Source organism: Peribacillus sp. TH16, assembly GCF_016651095.1.
Classification (GTDB): domain Bacteria; phylum Bacillota; class Bacilli; order Bacillales; family DSM-1321; genus Peribacillus; species Peribacillus butanolivorans.
In genome coordinates, this window is record NZ_JAEKEM010000009.1 from 1,666,345 (window position 1) to 1,682,634 (window position 16,290).

The window sequence follows — 16,290 nt, forward strand, 5'->3', positions numbered from 1 at the left end:
CCCTTATGGTTCAAAACCTTATCTGCCATTAATCGAAATCATTACGATTTATATTTTAAACAGATAGAGCGGTTCTCCTGATGTTCTTCATCATTCAAACATTGTTAATAATTCTTGTGTGTATGAATGACGGTCCATAGAAAAGAGGTTTTCCTTCTCGAATGAATCAACAATGGCACCCTCTTTCATCACCATGATTTTTTGACTCATCTCATGCACAGCCGACAGGTCATGAGAAATAAAAAGATATGAAATATCCAACGTCACTCGTAGTTCATCTAACAAACGCAATACGGCTGCTTGTGATAGCACATCAAGACTTGAAGCCGGTTCGTCTAAAATTATAAGCGCTGGTTCAATACTAATAGCGCGTGCAATGGTCACCCGCTGCTTCTGTCCTCCACTTAGTTCATGCGGAAATCGTTCAGCAAGCCCCGTTGGAAGTTCTACAGCTTCTAATAGCTGTGCGACAAAGTTTTCTTCACTTGTATACTGAAATTGTTTCATCTTAGCTTGACTGCTGTATTGCAGGTAAGGATCTATTAGCGAATCTTTTATCCTTAGTTTTGGATTCAACGCTGAAGCAGGATTTTGTAAAACCGCTTGGATGTTTTTTCGGTACGGCTTTAAATTGCGCTCGCTTTTGTTTTGCAGAGGCGTCCCCTCGAACATGATCATACCTTTATTAATAGATTCAATCTGTAAAATGCAGCGAGCAAGCGTGCTCTTCCCGCACCCACTCTCTCCTACTAAACCTAGGCACTCTTTCCTCTCCATGCTAAAATTCACGTTCTTAAGAACTTCCACACCGTTATCGTACGTTTTATGGACATTTTTCACTTCTAATAAACTCATCCTGACACTCCTTCAAGTGTTAATGGACTCCTGCTTCTAAGTGATGGCAATGATTGAATCAGTTTATCTGTATAAGCGTGCTGCGGATGATTCAGCACCTGATTTTTATTACCGGTTTCTATGATTACTCCTTCTTTCATAACAGCAATTCGGTTCGCATATTTCTTCACATGACGCAAATCATGGGTAATGAACAAAATTGCACAGCCGGTCTCTACTTGCAGCCGGGATAACAATTGCAAAACCTTAAAAGAAGATACACTGTCCAAAGCAGTAGTCGGTTCATCTGCTATCAATATATCTGGTTTAAGCAGCAGGGCTATCGAAATGGACACACGTTGAAGCTGCCCCCCGCTTAATTGAAACGGATATCTTCTATAGATATCTTCATAAAGGCCAACGGAAATAAGCGCTTCTACAGCTTGCTGCCGTCTTGCTTTTTTAGACAGTTTAAGGTGCGTCCGCTGATACTCCTCGAAGTGTTGTCCAATGGTAAGAAATGGAGTAAATGACCCTTGGTAATCTTGAAAAATATAAGCTAGGTGCTTTCCGCGAATTTTCCGCATTTCAGAGGAAGACAGCGTTAATAAATTCTTTTCTTGATACCATATTTCTCCCTTTGCTTGGAGATTTGGCGCTAGCAACTGTCCGATTGCCATGGCTGTCATGCTTTTGCCGCTACCACTTTGACCAACAAGTGCGAACCACTCTCCTTTATGGATGTCTAACGAAATATCTTTGACAATCCTATTTTGTTTTCCTATAACAGATAGATGATTAACGGTTAAAATACTCACGATTCCACCTCCTTTTTCACATCAAATTTATCACGCAAATAATCACCGAGTAAGTTTGATAAAAGAACGACAAATCCAATAGCAAGTCCGGGATAAATCATCAGAAACAGATTGGATTGAAAGTAAGGACGGGCGTCATTGAGCATCGCTCCCCATTCTGGTGCTGGAGGCTGCGCACCGAGTCCAATATAAGACAGGGAAGATATGAGTAAGATGATTTTCCCTAAATCGAGACTTGCCAGTACGAGTACATTCCCAATAAGGTGCGGAAATAGATGTTTTCGCATAATTCGGAAGGAACTAACTCCATTAATTTTAGCTACCGTCACATAATCTTTCTGACGCTCAGTAATCACCGTACTGCGCACAAGCCGAGCATAGTTCACCCATTTCACTACAACAATGGCCAACAGCAGGTTCTCAATTCCCGGACCTAATAGACCACTCAACACAATAGCTACGATCGTATCTGGAAACGATAAAAAAGCATCTGCAATACGCATGAAAATTCGATCGATCAGACCTCCTTTGAATCCAGAAATCACCCCAAACGGGACGCCGATTATAACAGCAACTAACAAGGATAAGAGCCCATAGCCAACCGTCAGCTTTGTACCAAGCAGCAGACGCGTTAATACGTCACGCCCTAAGTGGTCCGTGCCAAGCGGATGTTCTAAGCTTGCTGGCAATAATCTTTCAGCCAGATTGACTAGTAGCGGATCATGCTTCAGGCCAAGAAAGGTGTTCGCTGCAACAGCAAACACAAAAGCCATCGTTGTATAAATAGCGGCAGCTTTCCATCGTCTTTTGATTTGTTTTCTGAACACTAATTCCATCAACTATTATTCCTTTCCTTTAGTCTTAGCTCAGGATTCAAATATCGGTAAGTTAAATCCACTGCGCTATTTACCATAAATACAATGATAGCCATAATTAAAATGTATCCTTGGATGACTGGATAATCACGAGACCGAATAGAGTCAACGACCATCTTCCCAATACCAGGATAAGCAAAAATCACTTCAACCACGACGACCCCGCCGATCAAGCTGCCAAGGCTAACACCGAATACGGTAATGACCGGCGGTAAACTATAGCGAAATGCGTGGGCAAAGAAGATACGTATTTCTGAAATCCCCCTTGACCGGGCGGCTCTGATAAATTCATGACTAAGCGAGTCAATCAAACTCGAACGCAGCAAGCGGACGTATACACTTGTAATGGCAAGGCCCAAAGTAACCGACGGCAAGACCATTGAAATGAATCCGTCCCTCCCCATTGTTGGAAATCCCCCCCATCTCACCGCGAATAAATCAATCAAAAGTAGTCCCAGCCAAAAGCTAGGGATAGCTGCGCCTAATAATGAGACTCCACGACTTATCTGGTCAATCCAACTGCCTCTATATAAAGCAGCAAGCGATCCTAAAGGAATAGCTATACTAAGCATGACAAGTAAAGCACCCATTGACAGTTCAAGTGTCGCTGGCAGACCGCTTATAATCATTTTCATCACAGGCTGATTCGTAATATAGGAATTTCCAAAATCTAATTGAACAAAGTCCGCAAACCAATGACCATACTGTACAAGCAACGGATCGTTGAATCCCAATTCTTCACGAAGCTCATAGACTTGCTCGTTTGTGATCGATACATCATCCACTTGAAGAATTGATAGTACCGGATCGCCTGGAGCGAGCCGCACAAAAAGAAAGCTGATAAATGTAATAACAAGGATAAAAATCACAACCTCGATAAATCGCCGGCCTAGAATGCGGAACATTTACTTCACATCCAGTTCATTCGTCAGCATGTAGTATTCACTTCGCGAAGTGATCCAGTTTTCAACTTTATTGGAGTTATATGCAACAAGTGTGTTGGGATGTAAAATAAATGAGTTATATACTTGTTCATCCACATACATCGCAATTTCTTCAGCTAAATCTGAACGTTTTTTCTGCCCAACCGTTACGTTTAACTTGTCAATAAGTGCCGTCAAGTGATCGTCATCCGCACCACTGAAGTTTAAGGCGCCATTTGGATGATACGTTGCATTTAAATAGTAACCGGCATCTCCGCGCGGTGCCGTTAAATTACTGTACGTTGTTAAATCCCAATCCCGATTGGCAGCCATATACTCTTCCGGGATTTCAATCTGTTTGATTTTCACATCAATTCCTAACTGCGCAGCATCCGATTGAAATACTTGAGCGATTAACGGTAAATCGGCACGTGAACTGTAAGTAAGAAGCGTAAACGAAAGCGGTTTGCCGTCTTTTTGCATAACATCATGTACTTTCTTATATCCTGCTTTTTCAAGATATTCTCTAGCCGCTTCCATTCCGTTCTCTTTTTTTGGATAGTCTGGAGCAAATGAGAACGTAGATGGAAAAGGTCCTGTGGCAACTTCTGCATGACCTTGTAAAATCGTATTCGCAATGGATGAACGATCTATCAAAGCATCTATAGCCTTACGAACGTGTATATCTTGCAGCGCTTTCCGTTCTAAGTTCATCGTCATTTGATGTACACGGAAAGTAGATGTGGACTCCACAGTTACCCCATCTATAGCTTCTAAATTTCCTAGGCTTTCAACTTCTGGACGGAAGACAATATCAGCATCTCCTGATTCAAGTGCAAGCGAGCGCGCGTTGGCATCTTCATTAAACGAAAATCTGGCTTTCTCCAGTTTCGCGGCTCCACCCCAGTAAGAATCGTACCGCTTAAGATCCACTGCAGTTCCTGGTGTGAATTTCGACACGGCAAATGGGCCTGTCCCAACTGGTTTGTTTATATAGTCACTTTCCTTTACGTCAATAATCGATGTGTTTGGATGAACTAATTCAGATGGGAACTCCGGAAAGGGACCTTCTGTTTTAATCATTAAGGTATTTCCTTTTGCTTCTATCGAATCAATGCGCAAGGCATTTTTAATCGCTAGACTATCTTTCATCGCCCTCTCTAAAGATGCCTTTACCGCCTCGCCATCCATAGGTTTTCCATTCTGAAACGTCACTCCCTCCCTTAGCTTGAACTCCCATAATTGTCCATCTTTACTATCCCAGCTCTTGGCAAGCCAAGGCTCAATAGTCAAGTCCTTATCATTGAGATGTACCAAAGTTTCAGTAATTCCTGCACGCAGTGACACATAACTTGTATCAACATTTGGATCAAGCGAGCTAGTGGCAAAATTAAAAAGTAAATTCACTTCTTTTTTCTTTTTCTCTTGTTCTTTTGCAGTCTCGGAAGAACATGCTACCAAAAGAAAGACTGTTAGAAATAGAATAAATAATGATTTGTATTTCCTGAACATAAGATAATCCTCCATTAATATTTTTAGTTTTATATCAGTTGTTGTAAATCGTATTAATTACGATTTAAATCATGGTTTTACTATCATGATTTGCCAGGCAATAATTTCCTGATATTACTGGTGAGAGATTTCTCCAATCAGAAATCATTCAAATTATCCCTTGTTTATAGGTTCCTTACTATGTATGGATTGGATAATCTTCTACCTTCCTCCCTGCTTCTCCTTTCTCCAAACTTACGCGTAAGAGGACTAAACTCGAGTTAAAGTATGAACCCATGAGTAAATGCACTCAATTCACGAGTAAATGCGCCAAATTCACGAGTAAATGCGCTAAACTCACGAGTAAAAGTACCAAACTCACGAGTAAATGCGCTAAACTCACGAGTAAAAGTACCAAACTCACGAGTAAATGCGCTAAACTCACGAGTAAATGCGCCAAACTCACGAGTAAATGCGCTAAACTCACGAGTAAAAGTGCTAAACTCACGAGTAACTTCGCTAAATTCACGAGTAACTGCACCAAATTCACGAGTAAATGCGCCAAACTCACGAGTAAATGCACCAAACTCACGAGTAAATGCGCTAAGCTAAACTCACGAGTAAAAGCACCAAATTCAAGTAAGAGCTATATTCTCAACATAAAAAGACCCCTTCATCACACAAATCAAAATAATTACGATTTATATTATAAAAAAATCCTTTTTGTTCAAGAATTATCACTATAGATGTCTTGACTGTCTCTCATTATAAAACGTAATGATTACTATTTACAAGCATTAAATTTATATTCCTAAGAAATATCCTTTTTCTTTTTCCTTAAAAACAACAAAAGCACCGTAGAGATTTCTCCACAGTGCCTTTGAAAAGTTAAAAGTATTTATTCTCCTTGGTTCTGATCAGTAACTATTTTTGCTTGTTCTTCCCCATTTAAAATCAGCCGGAATGAGATATCGGCTTTCAAAGAATCTGATACCGCACAGTATTTTTCTTTGCCCAGATTAATTGCCCTCCAGATTCGTTTACTGTCCACTTGCCCATCAATGATGAAAGTCACAACAATGGATGTGAATCCTTTTGGCAATTCTTCTTTTCTCGTGCCATCTGTTTCAATTTCAAGCTTGTCCACAGATGACAAATAAGGTTTCAGTATCATCGTGACATCAATTCCAATGCAACCAGCTAGAGAAGCCAGCAGCATTTCAGTTGGTGTACATCCTTTACCTTCGCCTCCATATGCAGGAGTTGCGTCCATACTTACTTCATAACCTGAATCTCCAACAGCTGTGAAAGCACGCTGGCCATTCCATTTTGTTACTACTTTCATAATAATTCCTCCAGCTCTCCTTATATTAACTACATTTTCTTCAAAAATTTCTTGGCTCGATCGGTTTGTGGTTGTGAAAAGAATTCCTCTGGGGGACCTTCTTCAACAATGACACCATCTGACATGAAGACGATTCGATCAGCAACTTCCTGAGCAAAAGTCATCTCATGTGTAACGATAGCCATGGTCATTCCATCTTGAGCAAGTTCTTTAATTACAGCCAACACCTCATCTACCAACTCTGGATCTAATGCAGACGTTGGTTCATCGAACAATAAGATATCCGGTTCCATGGCAAGTGCTCTTGCAATCGCAACCCTTTGTTGCTGACCTCCAGATAATCGTGAAGGATACACATCCTTTTTATCAATCAAACCTACTCTTTTTAACAGCGTTTCCCCTTTTATCTCTGCATCATTTTTCGACCATTTTTTCACAATTAACAGTGCTTCGATAACATTTTCCAATACCGTTTTATGCGGATATAAATTAAATTGTTGAAAAACCATTCCCGTATGAAGACGGACTTTTTTAATTTGTTTATTGCGCTCTTTATGACTTTTTTTCGCATCAACGACAATGTTGCTCACTTCAATAGTTCCACTCGTTAATTCTTCGAGACCATTTATACATCGAAGCAATGTACTTTTACCTGAACCACTCGGTCCAAGAATCACAACAACTTCGCCGCTGTTCACTTGTAAATTAATATCCTTCAACACTTCTAATGTTGAAAAACTCTTCGATAGGTTGTTGATGTTTATCATTCTACTTCACCATACTTAGTCATATATTGATAACCGTTTTTCAATTCTTTCCAAGACAAAGGAAAATCCTGTACTCATGATCCAATACATTAGCGCAATTGCTAAATAAAATGGCATGTACACATAGTATTGAGCGATTAATAATTGAGCTGAACGCAATAATTCGGTAACCGTTATAACGGAGACAAGTGATGTCTCTTTTAACATCCCAATAAATGTATTGCCTGCTGGCGGAATGGCCACCCGAATCGCTTGCGGGAAAATAATCCTGCGCATCGTTTGATATGGCGTCATTCCAGAAGCATATGCCGCTTCATATTGCCCTTTAGGGATAGATTGAATCGCCCCGCGTAATGTTTCAGACAGGTAAGCCCCGATACTAATACTTAACGCAATATAAGCCGCTGTTAGTGGTTGAAGATTTAATCCGTAATCAGCCAGTCCATAATACACAATAATAATTTGGACCAAAGTGGGAGTACCTCTTATGATGGAAACATATGCACGAGCCATCCACCTAATAAACTTATTACCTTTTAGTCTTGCTACCGCCACAACCACAGCAATAATCGATCCAAAAAACATTGAAATAATGGTGATAAGGAGCGTATAATACGCTCCCTTCAATAAAAATGGTAGGTTAACCCAAATAACATCCATAACTTTGCTTGTATCCTTTCTACTACTAAAGGTTTATTCTTTTGGCTCTTCCCCAAACCATTTCACAAAAATCTCATTATATGTGCCGTCTTCTTTCATATCAGCTAGATGTTTATTCAATTCTTTCAATAATGATTCATTGCCTTTACGAATCGCGATTCCTGCTTTATCAGATTTAACCGGTTCACCAACTGCTTTGATCTTAAATCCATTACTCTCTACAACTGGTTTCAACGCATACATATTATTAATGGTTGCATCGATTCTTCCAGAGTCCAAATCCTTTAATGATGTAATAACATCATCATATGTTTTAATTGTAAAATCCCCCACCTCTGGAAGCAGCTCTGTACGAAGATATGTTTCGTCATTAGTACCTAGCCCCACTCCAATGTTTTTGCCTTTGAAATCTTTTACAGACTTAATCGAGTTATTATCTTCTTGAACGATTACCTTCACATGGTTAGTGATATACGGTTCCGTAAAGTCCATTTGTTTTTTACGTTCATCAGTAATGGTCATTTGACTAATAACTGCATCAAATTTTTTTGTTTGTAATCCTGCCACCATACCTGAAAATTCTTGAGAAACAAATTCAACATCCACTCCAAGACGCTTGGCCATTTCTTTCGCGATATCAGCATCAAATCCATCCATCTCTTTCTTATCATTCAAGAAATTGTATGGCTGATATGTACCCATAAGCCCTACTTTAAGTGTTCCGCGATCTTTGATTTGTTGTAATAAATCTGCACTGCTTTCTTTATTTTCGCTTGCCTTATCGTCTTTCGAACCACAAGCACTTAAAATCAAAGTAAATGCTAATAATAATACCAATATAAGGTATGAATATTTTTTCTTCATAATAATCTGTCTCCTTTTTATGTTCCTAATAATCCAAAAAATTCGAATCTGACCATTTCTTTAGCCAGTTCCGCCGTTGTTTTGTTTCGTATATGCGAACCCTCTGAGACCGGTCCGAATAACCACCTAGATAGGATTCCTTCAAATAAACTCATTAATAATGCAGCTTGTAAACCAGGATCCCTTTCCGGTAGAATGTTTAGCTCCATCGCTCTTTTAATATTATTTTGAAAAGCTTCTTCCACCTTCAATCGAGTTTCAATAATCACCTGTTTAAGTGACTCTTCACCGTCAATTCCTTTGAATATCATTTCCATCATATATCGATTAGATGCGGAAAAATCAAACAACTCTTCAAATAACTTTTCAGAGGAACTCACAACATCCTTAACAGTTCCAGGAAATTTTCGATGTCCGTGCGCTACAACTTCCAGAAGTCCGTTCCGCCCTTGTTGAATAATTTCTAAAGCAATAGCTTCTTTACTTTTAAAATGCCAATAAAAAGTTCCCTGCGCAATACCCGCTTCTCGAACGATGTCAGAGATCTTCGTTTTATGATAACCAAGTGAAGCAAAAAGTTGTTGCGAAATCTCTAATATTTGCTCTCTTCTATCCACCTTTTCTGTAGAAATTCTTTCTCACCTCCCGATTGATTAGTCAGTCAGTATTATCATATAAAATTACTGTTCTGTAGTCAATTATCTTTAGTGGTTTAGTCGGTATTGAGTGGAATTTATTTTATCCTTTTGAGCATTGTATAGCGTAAAGCAATTGATCACGTAAGTACTTTGCATCCCTTCAGCAATATTCCTAAGTTAAAGAGCTCCTGAAAATTAATTTCAGGAGCTCTGGTCATAAACTATTTATTTCTTTAACTCATTGTAATGACTGACAACTTCTTTGGTAATTTTGCTATTTTCGTCTAAACCACTAACTTCTTTAAGAACAGAAGGTACACCGTTTTCTTTCACCATCGCTTGCAGCCTTAGTGCTTCTTCATCCTCGTTATAGTTAAAGAGTAAAGCTGCTGCTATTGCCTTCGCTAGATGTGTATAGGAAAGTCCAGCTTTCTTCGCTTCTACTGCAGGGCGTACAAGACGGTCGTTTGGTCCAAGCTTACGAAGAGGTGAACGGCCTACTCTATTTACTGAGTCATTTAAGTAAGAATTTTTAAATCGGTTAATAATCTTGTTAATATATTGATGATGCTCGTCTGGGTTCAACTGGTATTCCTTTATTAAATAGGCTCCAGTTTCATCTAATGTTTTCTTGACTTGCTTTACAATGCCTTCGTCTTCCAATGACTGGTCAATCGTCAATTTGTTATCCTTAAGATAACCCAAGTAAGCAATGACAGCATGTCCTGTATTAACGGTAAAAAGTTTTCTTTCAATGAATGGAGCGAGTTCTTTTACAATGGTCATCCCCTCAACGGCAGGAATGTTTTCATTCGTTTCAACGACCCATTCATAATAAGGTTCTACCAAAACATCGAGGGAACCCTCGTTATTTTGAATCGGAACAATTCGATCAACAGCTGAATTAAAGAAGGATACTTTATCAGCTAAGTTTGCCTTTGTATCTTGATCTAAGTTTTCTAGAATGTATCCTTCTAAAAGATCTGTTGCTGATATTTGGTTTTCGCAAGCAATCACATATAGTTTTTCATCGGTTTCCTTCACTCTTGAAGTTAACCCTTTTGCAATTAAAGGTGCGATGTGAGGCAAAATATTCGGACCGATTGCAGTCGTAAGGTATGTTGCTTCTTTAATTGCCTTGATGATTTCCTCTTCCTGCTTTAAGCTGTTTAAACCTGATACATTCTCTACTGTGACCGATTCTTGCTGATCAGTCGCCAATTTGACTTGGTATTGCTTTTTATCATTTAACTGGTCGATGATTTGATCAGCTATATCTACAAATGTTACATGATATCCAGATTGTGAAAAGAGTGCCCCAATAAATCCTCTTCCAATATTCCCTGCACCGAAATGTACTACTTGTTTCATTTCTATCATCCCTTTATCAAGTTAGTATATAAATAATCCAAAAATATGGCTTCCATTCTACTGCGAATTACTTCTTCGTCTGATGATGAAAAAATCATTATAGATTCATTGCTTTCAATTAAACTTGAACTGATTAAGCTGACGATTTCCTGCTGCTTCGCACTTAATTCTTCAGGTGCAAGCATCAGCAACAGGTTTTTCATATACACGTCTTTTCCGTCCATTCCTCTTACCATACAGAGTTCATCTAAGTGGGTCACCTGGAAAATCAGCTCTTTCACATTCTTATGTCTGGTATGAAAAAGGCCCATTCCAGTGCCTGGAATACCTAAACCACCTTTTTTTTCCCGTTCGTTAAGGGATCCAATCACATCATCCGCATCCATTAGCAGATCTTCCTTTTCAGCCATCCGAACCATTTCTTCGATGATTCGCGGATGTCCTTTCAGATGCGGCAGCCGATAAAACCGGAAATTATTGATAACAGCGTCTATTGCTTGTTGGACGTCTTTCAGTTCCTGCAATACTTCTTTCAATTCGCCATTCTCTTTTTTTGGCAGGGAATCCTTTTGGGCTGAATGACTGCTATAACGCTTATTCTTAGTGAAGTTTTCAATATTCTTCCTTAAATAATTCCTGATGTTCAATATATTCTCTTCACTCAAAAGAGGGGATACGAGGATATAATCCATATCGATATACGGAAGCCGAACCGTAGAAATGATTACATCATAGTTTTTCAGGCTGCCCTGCTGCTGGATATCTTTGATCGTCTTGATTTCTACAGTCTGGATTTCTATGATTTCTTTTTTGATCCGGCTTGCAAGCATCTTCGACGTACCTATACCTGTCGGACAAACAATGAGTGCCCTTATTGATATTTCTTCCTCCCGCATCACTAATGCAGATCCGAAATGAAGGACAATGAAGGCTATTTCATCTTCAGGAAAATCTTTAATTTCTTTGAATCCCTTTTCCAGACTGGTCTTTACTGCTAAAAAGAGAACCGGATACTTTCGTTTAATATCTTCCGTTAAGGGATTATATAATCCCATTTCCTGTTTGATCCGGAAAAGCGATGGTTCCATGTGGGCAAGGAGCCCTTGATACAATGGGAAATCCTTGGTCAAATCGATTTGCAATTGAGCAGAAACATCTTTTATCAAATTCCTTATCAGCTGGCCTAGCACCACACTGTCATATGGAACTGCATCCGCCGCATGAAGCTTGGAACCTTTAAGGATGGCGGCCAGGTAGCTTATATCATCGATGGTAAAAGAAACTTCCAGCATGGTGCTGAGTTCCTTGCCTATTTTATTCATAAGATTATTCTCATCCGAAAGTTCTCTTATTTTCTTGAAGTCCTTCTCCAAAAAAAATTGGCTTTCATTCCTTTGCAGGGTTACATAAATATGCACAATTAACCCTATATACCCGCTATCCGCCAAACGCGAATGGACACTGTTAAAGGTCGAGTTCAGCACCCCATCAATAGCCAGAAGATAATCGGGATCGAAATAGTCGAGGATTTTCCCTTCTGGGAATTTTCCTTCTTGTAACAAAAATAAACTTTCAATCAGCTCTTCATTAAAGAAGTGCAAGAAATAGGCAGCCTGAGCTTTCCGTTTATTTTCTTCAGTGCCGGTAAGCTCTATTCCGACTCCCCTTTTTCTGGTAATCACGATATTAAAATTTCTTATCCACTCAGTCAGTTCGTCTAAATAGGTTGAAAGAGTGGTTATGCTTATACCGAGATCCCCCGCTAGAGCTTGAGTTTTATATGATTCTTCCTGCAGTAAAGCTAAAAGAAGATGCAACTTTCTTTCTTGTGGCGTTTGATCAATCGGATGATTACCCATCAGGTGCTGTACAAGCCTAAAGACTTGTTCATTCTTCCCATCGATGGACAGCCCTTCATGTGTATTGCGTGTTAAATGCAACTCAAAAGATTGCAGGATTTTTTCTATGGCCTTCAGATCACGTTGAACCGTCCGGACACTTACATTCAGTTGTGTTGCAATGGAAATGGCCGTATGTTTTCCTGAAGTTTTTATGATCAATTCAATGATTGATTTTTCCCTTGAAGTAATATACATGCTACCAACTCATTTCAGGTGGAGTAACACGAGAAAATACTGAATAGAAAAGCGTAAAACGCTTTTCTATTCTTGGTTAAGAGTATTTAATTATTTTTAACGTTTATAATATCCATCAATTCCCTGGCTGATGTGGCTTTAACCATCTTTTCAATATTCTCCATCTCCGAGCAAGTAACCGCAATGCCAGATAGAATTTCAAGATGCGTGCCATCCTTGCCGGCTATTCCGAATATTAACCGAGCCTTTTGACCGTCAAAATCGACACCGTTTGGTATCTGTAAAACGGTAAATCCAGATTTAAGGACATCTTTCTTAGCTTCCTCAGTTCCGTGTGGAATGGCTACATCATTTCCCATATAGGTTGAAGTCATTTCATCACGTGCAATCATCGCTTCAATGTAGCTCTCCTTAACGTATCCTGCATTTACCAAAGCTCTTCCCGCAAAGCGGATCGCTTCTTCCTTATTGTCAAAATGTTGATTAAGGAAGACATTTTCTTCGCGAAGCAGATCATTATCATCCGGTGCATCTTCTTCACCTGCATCGATGCCAGGTTCAATTGAATGTTCACGAACACCTGGAACTTCCTCTTCAGCATCTTCGACAATCTCATGAAGCTCGTCAGTACCATCATCCTGAAGCCGCGCTAGCAATGAATCGTATTCAGGACTTGATAAGAAGTTATCGACAGATACATGAAAAGCATTCGGCACTTTATTTTGTGCTCTTGGAGTTAACTCTTCCTGTGTAATAACAATTTGTGCGTCAGAAGGAATGTTGCTGATTGCTGTATTTGTAACATCAATATTCAAACCAGCTTCCTTTACCTTTTTGCGCAGGAGGGAAGCACCCATTGCACTTGAACCCATACCAGCATCGCAAGCAAAAATAATTTTACTGACGTTTGTTGGCATAGTACCCGGATCTGAAGCAAATACATCAGCAACAGAGCTTTTCTTCCCTTTCATTTCTTGCATTTTTTTCGCAGCATCTTCGATATTTTCCTCCGTCTGTTTACCTGTTTTCAAGACGAATGCAGCTACGATGAATGATACAATTGCAGCTACGATCACACCTGCAAAGTTAGCAATATATGCGCCCATATTATGCGGAGTTACCGCTGTAATGGCAAGAATACTGCCTGGCGAAGCGGGAGCGAACAATCCGCCGCCTAAAAGAACTAAAGTGAAAACTCCGCTCATGCCTCCAAGAATGACCGCTAAAAATAACATCGGTTTCATTAGAATATAAGGGAAATATATTTCATGGATACCACCGAAGAAATGAATGATGGCAGCTCCAGGCGCCGATCTCTTCGCAGTACCTTTTCCGAAGAAGCAATAAGCAAGCAGAATACCAATACCGGGTCCAGGATTTGCTTCAAGCAGAAACAGAATGGAAGATCCAGTTTGTTTAACTTGCTCTACACCGATTGGTGAAAGGACGCCATGATTAATTGCATTGTTTAAGAACAATACTTTGGCAGGTTCGATTAGAATACTTGTTAATGGCAGTAAACCTGTACCTACAAGCCAATCAACACCTGCTACAAGCCATCCTGTAAACACGTCAACAGCAGGACCTATCGCTAAGAAAGATAGAATGGACAGCAAGCCGCCAAGAATCCCAGCTGAGAAATTGTTAACAAGCATTTCAAAACCGGCTTTTATTTTTCCTTCAATAAATTGATCGAATTTCTTGATAACATATCCGCCAAACGGCCCCATGATCATTGCACCAAGGAACATTGGAATATCAGATCCAACAATAACACCCATAGTCGCAATAGCACCAACTACGCCCCCTCGGTGATCATGAACTAACTTACCACCTGTATACCCAATTAAAAGCGGAAGTAAGAAAGTAACCATTGGGCCAACCATTTTGGCAAGGCTTTCATTTGGGAGAAAACCAGAAGGAATGAATAGTGCAGTGATTAACCCCCAAGCTATGAAAGCTGATATATTCGGCATGACCATTGAACTTAGAAAGTTACCGAACTTTTGAACAGCAACCTTTATATTAAAGTGAGCCATTTTGCTCTCTTCCCTTCTTAATATAGTTTCACCTAATGTTAAGGTACGGTACATCCACATTCAATAAAAGAAAAAGCTAATTTTGTCGCGAGAGAGAAGACAAACATAATGTTTCTCTTAATTCTAGTTTTATCATTTCCCGCCAGAATATTCCCTCTTCAAACGTGTGAAGGGCGAGAGCCCAACGGTAAGGGGAGATGAATGGCGGTTGGCATAAGCCAAAGTAATCTTTTGACAAACATACGTTCGGTGGTTAATAATAACTATAAGGGGGTGAAACCAATGGTCGTAAACAAAGCTTATAAATTTCGAATCTATCCAACTAAAGAACAACTAGTTCTAATCAATAAAACGATCGGCTGCTCCCGTTTTGTCTATAACTTCTTTTTAGGCAAACAAAAGGAGAAAGATGCCTACTGGTATATCTGTGAAGAAATGAAGCAGAACGGCCAATTACCCTCTAATGAATGGAAAGGTTCTTTTCTGAATAAATACGCAACAATCAAAGAACTTCCAGCTTTAAAGAAAGAGTATTCTTTCCTGAAAGAAGTAGACAGTATTGCCTTACAGAAATCGGTGGAAAATTTAGCAGATTCCTATAGTCGATATTATAAAAAGCAAAACAAGTCACCACGCTTCAAATCGAAAAAGAATCCTATCCAGTCCTATACAACTAAACATACGAATGGGAATATTGGAATTGTTGGAAACAAAATCAAATTGCCAAAACTCGGTCTAGTTCGTTTTGCTAAAAGCCGCGAAGTCGAAGGGCGAATCATCAATGCCACAATCAGGCGGAACCCTTCGGGTAAATATTTCATTTCCGTTTTAGCCGAAACCCATGTACAAGTACTTCCTAAAACGAATCGTTCGTGCGGTGTAGATGTTGGTTTGAAGAACTTTGCTATTCTTTCAGATGGTACGGTCTATCAAAACCCAAAATTCTTCCGGACGGTCGAAAAGAAATTGGCCAAAGCACAACGGATTCTTTCAAGGCGACAAGAAATAGCCTTGAATCAAAATAAACCATTGGCTGAAGCCAAAAACTATCAAAAACAAAAACGAAAAGTGGCTATCCTACACGAAAAAATTTCAAATGCCCGAATAGATTACTTACATAAAGTTTCTACCGAAATCATCAAAAACCACGATGTTATTGGAATGGAAAACTTGCAAGTGTCGAATATGATGAAAAATCACAAACTAGCTAAAGCTATTAGTGAAGTATCTTGGTACCAATTCAAAAAAATGTTGGAATACAAAGCAAACTGGTATGGTAAACAAATCGTGACCGTATCTAAAACGTTTGCTTCTAGCCAATTGTGTTCTAGCTGCGGTTACCAAAATAAAGACGTTAAACATCTGAATCTTCGTGAATGGGATTGTCCTTTTTGTTCTACTCACCACGATCGAGATATTAACGCAGGACTCAATCTAATGAATGAAGCCATAAGGCTTCTAACCGTAGGAACTACGGGAGTAGCCTAATTAAAAATTGGCCGATAGGCTAATGTTCTTAGGAATCCCCCACTTCAATCAGACCGTAAAGTCGATAAGTGGTGGGTAGTT

Annotated in this window: 14 protein-coding genes; 1 reads left to right on the forward strand and 13 read right to left on the reverse strand. The window is 39.4% G+C overall.

The window, feature by feature from the left end:
• Window positions 1–90: 90 nt before the first annotated feature.
• From JFV29_RS22095 to JFV29_RS22155, 13 genes are all read right to left on the reverse strand, one after another.
• Window positions 91–855 (reverse strand): ABC transporter ATP-binding protein, encoded by a 765-nt coding sequence (locus JFV29_RS22095; protein WP_201186383.1) that lies wholly within the window; start codon window positions 853–855, stop codon window positions 91–93.
• Window positions 852–1,652 (reverse strand): ABC transporter ATP-binding protein, encoded by an 801-nt coding sequence (locus tag JFV29_RS22100; protein ID WP_342366581.1) that lies wholly within the window; start codon window positions 1,650–1,652, stop codon window positions 852–854. Before JFV29_RS22100 ends, JFV29_RS22095 begins: the two co-directional genes overlap by 4 nt.
• On the reverse strand, window positions 1,649–2,425 hold the full coding sequence (gene nikC / locus JFV29_RS22105) for a nickel transporter permease (RefSeq protein WP_446728272.1): 777 nt from the start codon (window positions 2,423–2,425) through the stop codon (window positions 1,649–1,651). The genes JFV29_RS22100 and nikC overlap by 4 nt, the downstream gene beginning before the upstream one ends.
• Window positions 2,426–2,487: 62 nt before the next feature.
• Window positions 2,488–3,432 (reverse strand): nickel ABC transporter permease, encoded by a 945-nt coding sequence (nikB, locus tag JFV29_RS22110; protein WP_201186387.1) that lies wholly within the window; start codon window positions 3,430–3,432, stop codon window positions 2,488–2,490.
• Window positions 3,433–4,962: a nickel ABC transporter substrate-binding protein gene (gene nikA, locus JFV29_RS22115; protein ID WP_201186389.1), complete on the reverse strand. Its 1,530-nt coding sequence runs from the start codon at window positions 4,960–4,962 to the stop codon at window positions 3,433–3,435.
• 877 nt (window positions 4,963–5,839) lie between these two features.
• Window positions 5,840–6,286, reverse strand: coding sequence for an OsmC family protein (locus tag JFV29_RS22120; RefSeq protein WP_053347480.1), 447 nt, complete (start codon window positions 6,284–6,286; stop codon window positions 5,840–5,842).
• A 29-nt stretch (window positions 6,287–6,315) separates the two neighbouring features.
• Complete coding sequence (locus tag JFV29_RS22125; RefSeq protein WP_053347481.1) at window positions 6,316–7,053, reverse strand: amino acid ABC transporter ATP-binding protein; 738 nt, start codon at window positions 7,051–7,053, stop codon at window positions 6,316–6,318.
• A gap of 15 nt (window positions 7,054–7,068) precedes the next feature.
• Complete coding sequence (locus JFV29_RS22130) at window positions 7,069–7,713, reverse strand: amino acid ABC transporter permease (RefSeq protein ID WP_201186391.1); 645 nt, start codon at window positions 7,711–7,713, stop codon at window positions 7,069–7,071.
• Between the two features lie 33 nt (window positions 7,714–7,746).
• On the reverse strand, window positions 7,747–8,577 hold the full coding sequence (locus JFV29_RS22135) for a transporter substrate-binding domain-containing protein (protein WP_201186394.1): 831 nt from the start codon (window positions 8,575–8,577) through the stop codon (window positions 7,747–7,749).
• 17 nt (window positions 8,578–8,594) lie between these two features.
• Complete coding sequence (locus JFV29_RS22140; protein ID WP_342366582.1) at window positions 8,595–9,194, reverse strand: TetR/AcrR family transcriptional regulator; 600 nt, start codon at window positions 9,192–9,194, stop codon at window positions 8,595–8,597.
• A 246-nt stretch (window positions 9,195–9,440) separates the two neighbouring features.
• The gene (locus tag JFV29_RS22145; protein WP_201186396.1) at window positions 9,441–10,586 is read right to left on the reverse strand and encodes a mannitol-1-phosphate 5-dehydrogenase; all 1,146 of its coding nucleotides are present in this window, start codon (window positions 10,584–10,586) and stop codon (window positions 9,441–9,443) included.
• A 5-nt stretch (window positions 10,587–10,591) separates the two neighbouring features.
• Window positions 10,592–12,682 (reverse strand): BglG family transcription antiterminator, encoded by a 2,091-nt coding sequence (locus JFV29_RS22150; RefSeq protein ID WP_201186399.1) that lies wholly within the window; start codon window positions 12,680–12,682, stop codon window positions 10,592–10,594.
• Between the two features lie 86 nt (window positions 12,683–12,768).
• Window positions 12,769–14,721, reverse strand: coding sequence for a PTS mannitol transporter subunit IICBA (locus tag JFV29_RS22155; RefSeq protein WP_201186401.1), 1,953 nt, complete (start codon window positions 14,719–14,721; stop codon window positions 12,769–12,771).
• 282 nt (window positions 14,722–15,003) lie between these two features.
• On the opposite strand from JFV29_RS22155, the gene tnpB reads away from it, so the two are divergent.
• On the forward strand, window positions 15,004–16,209 hold the full coding sequence (gene tnpB / locus JFV29_RS22160) for an IS200/IS605 family element RNA-guided endonuclease TnpB (RefSeq protein WP_201186403.1): 1,206 nt from the start codon (window positions 15,004–15,006) through the stop codon (window positions 16,207–16,209).
• Window positions 16,210–16,290 lie beyond the last annotated feature (81 nt).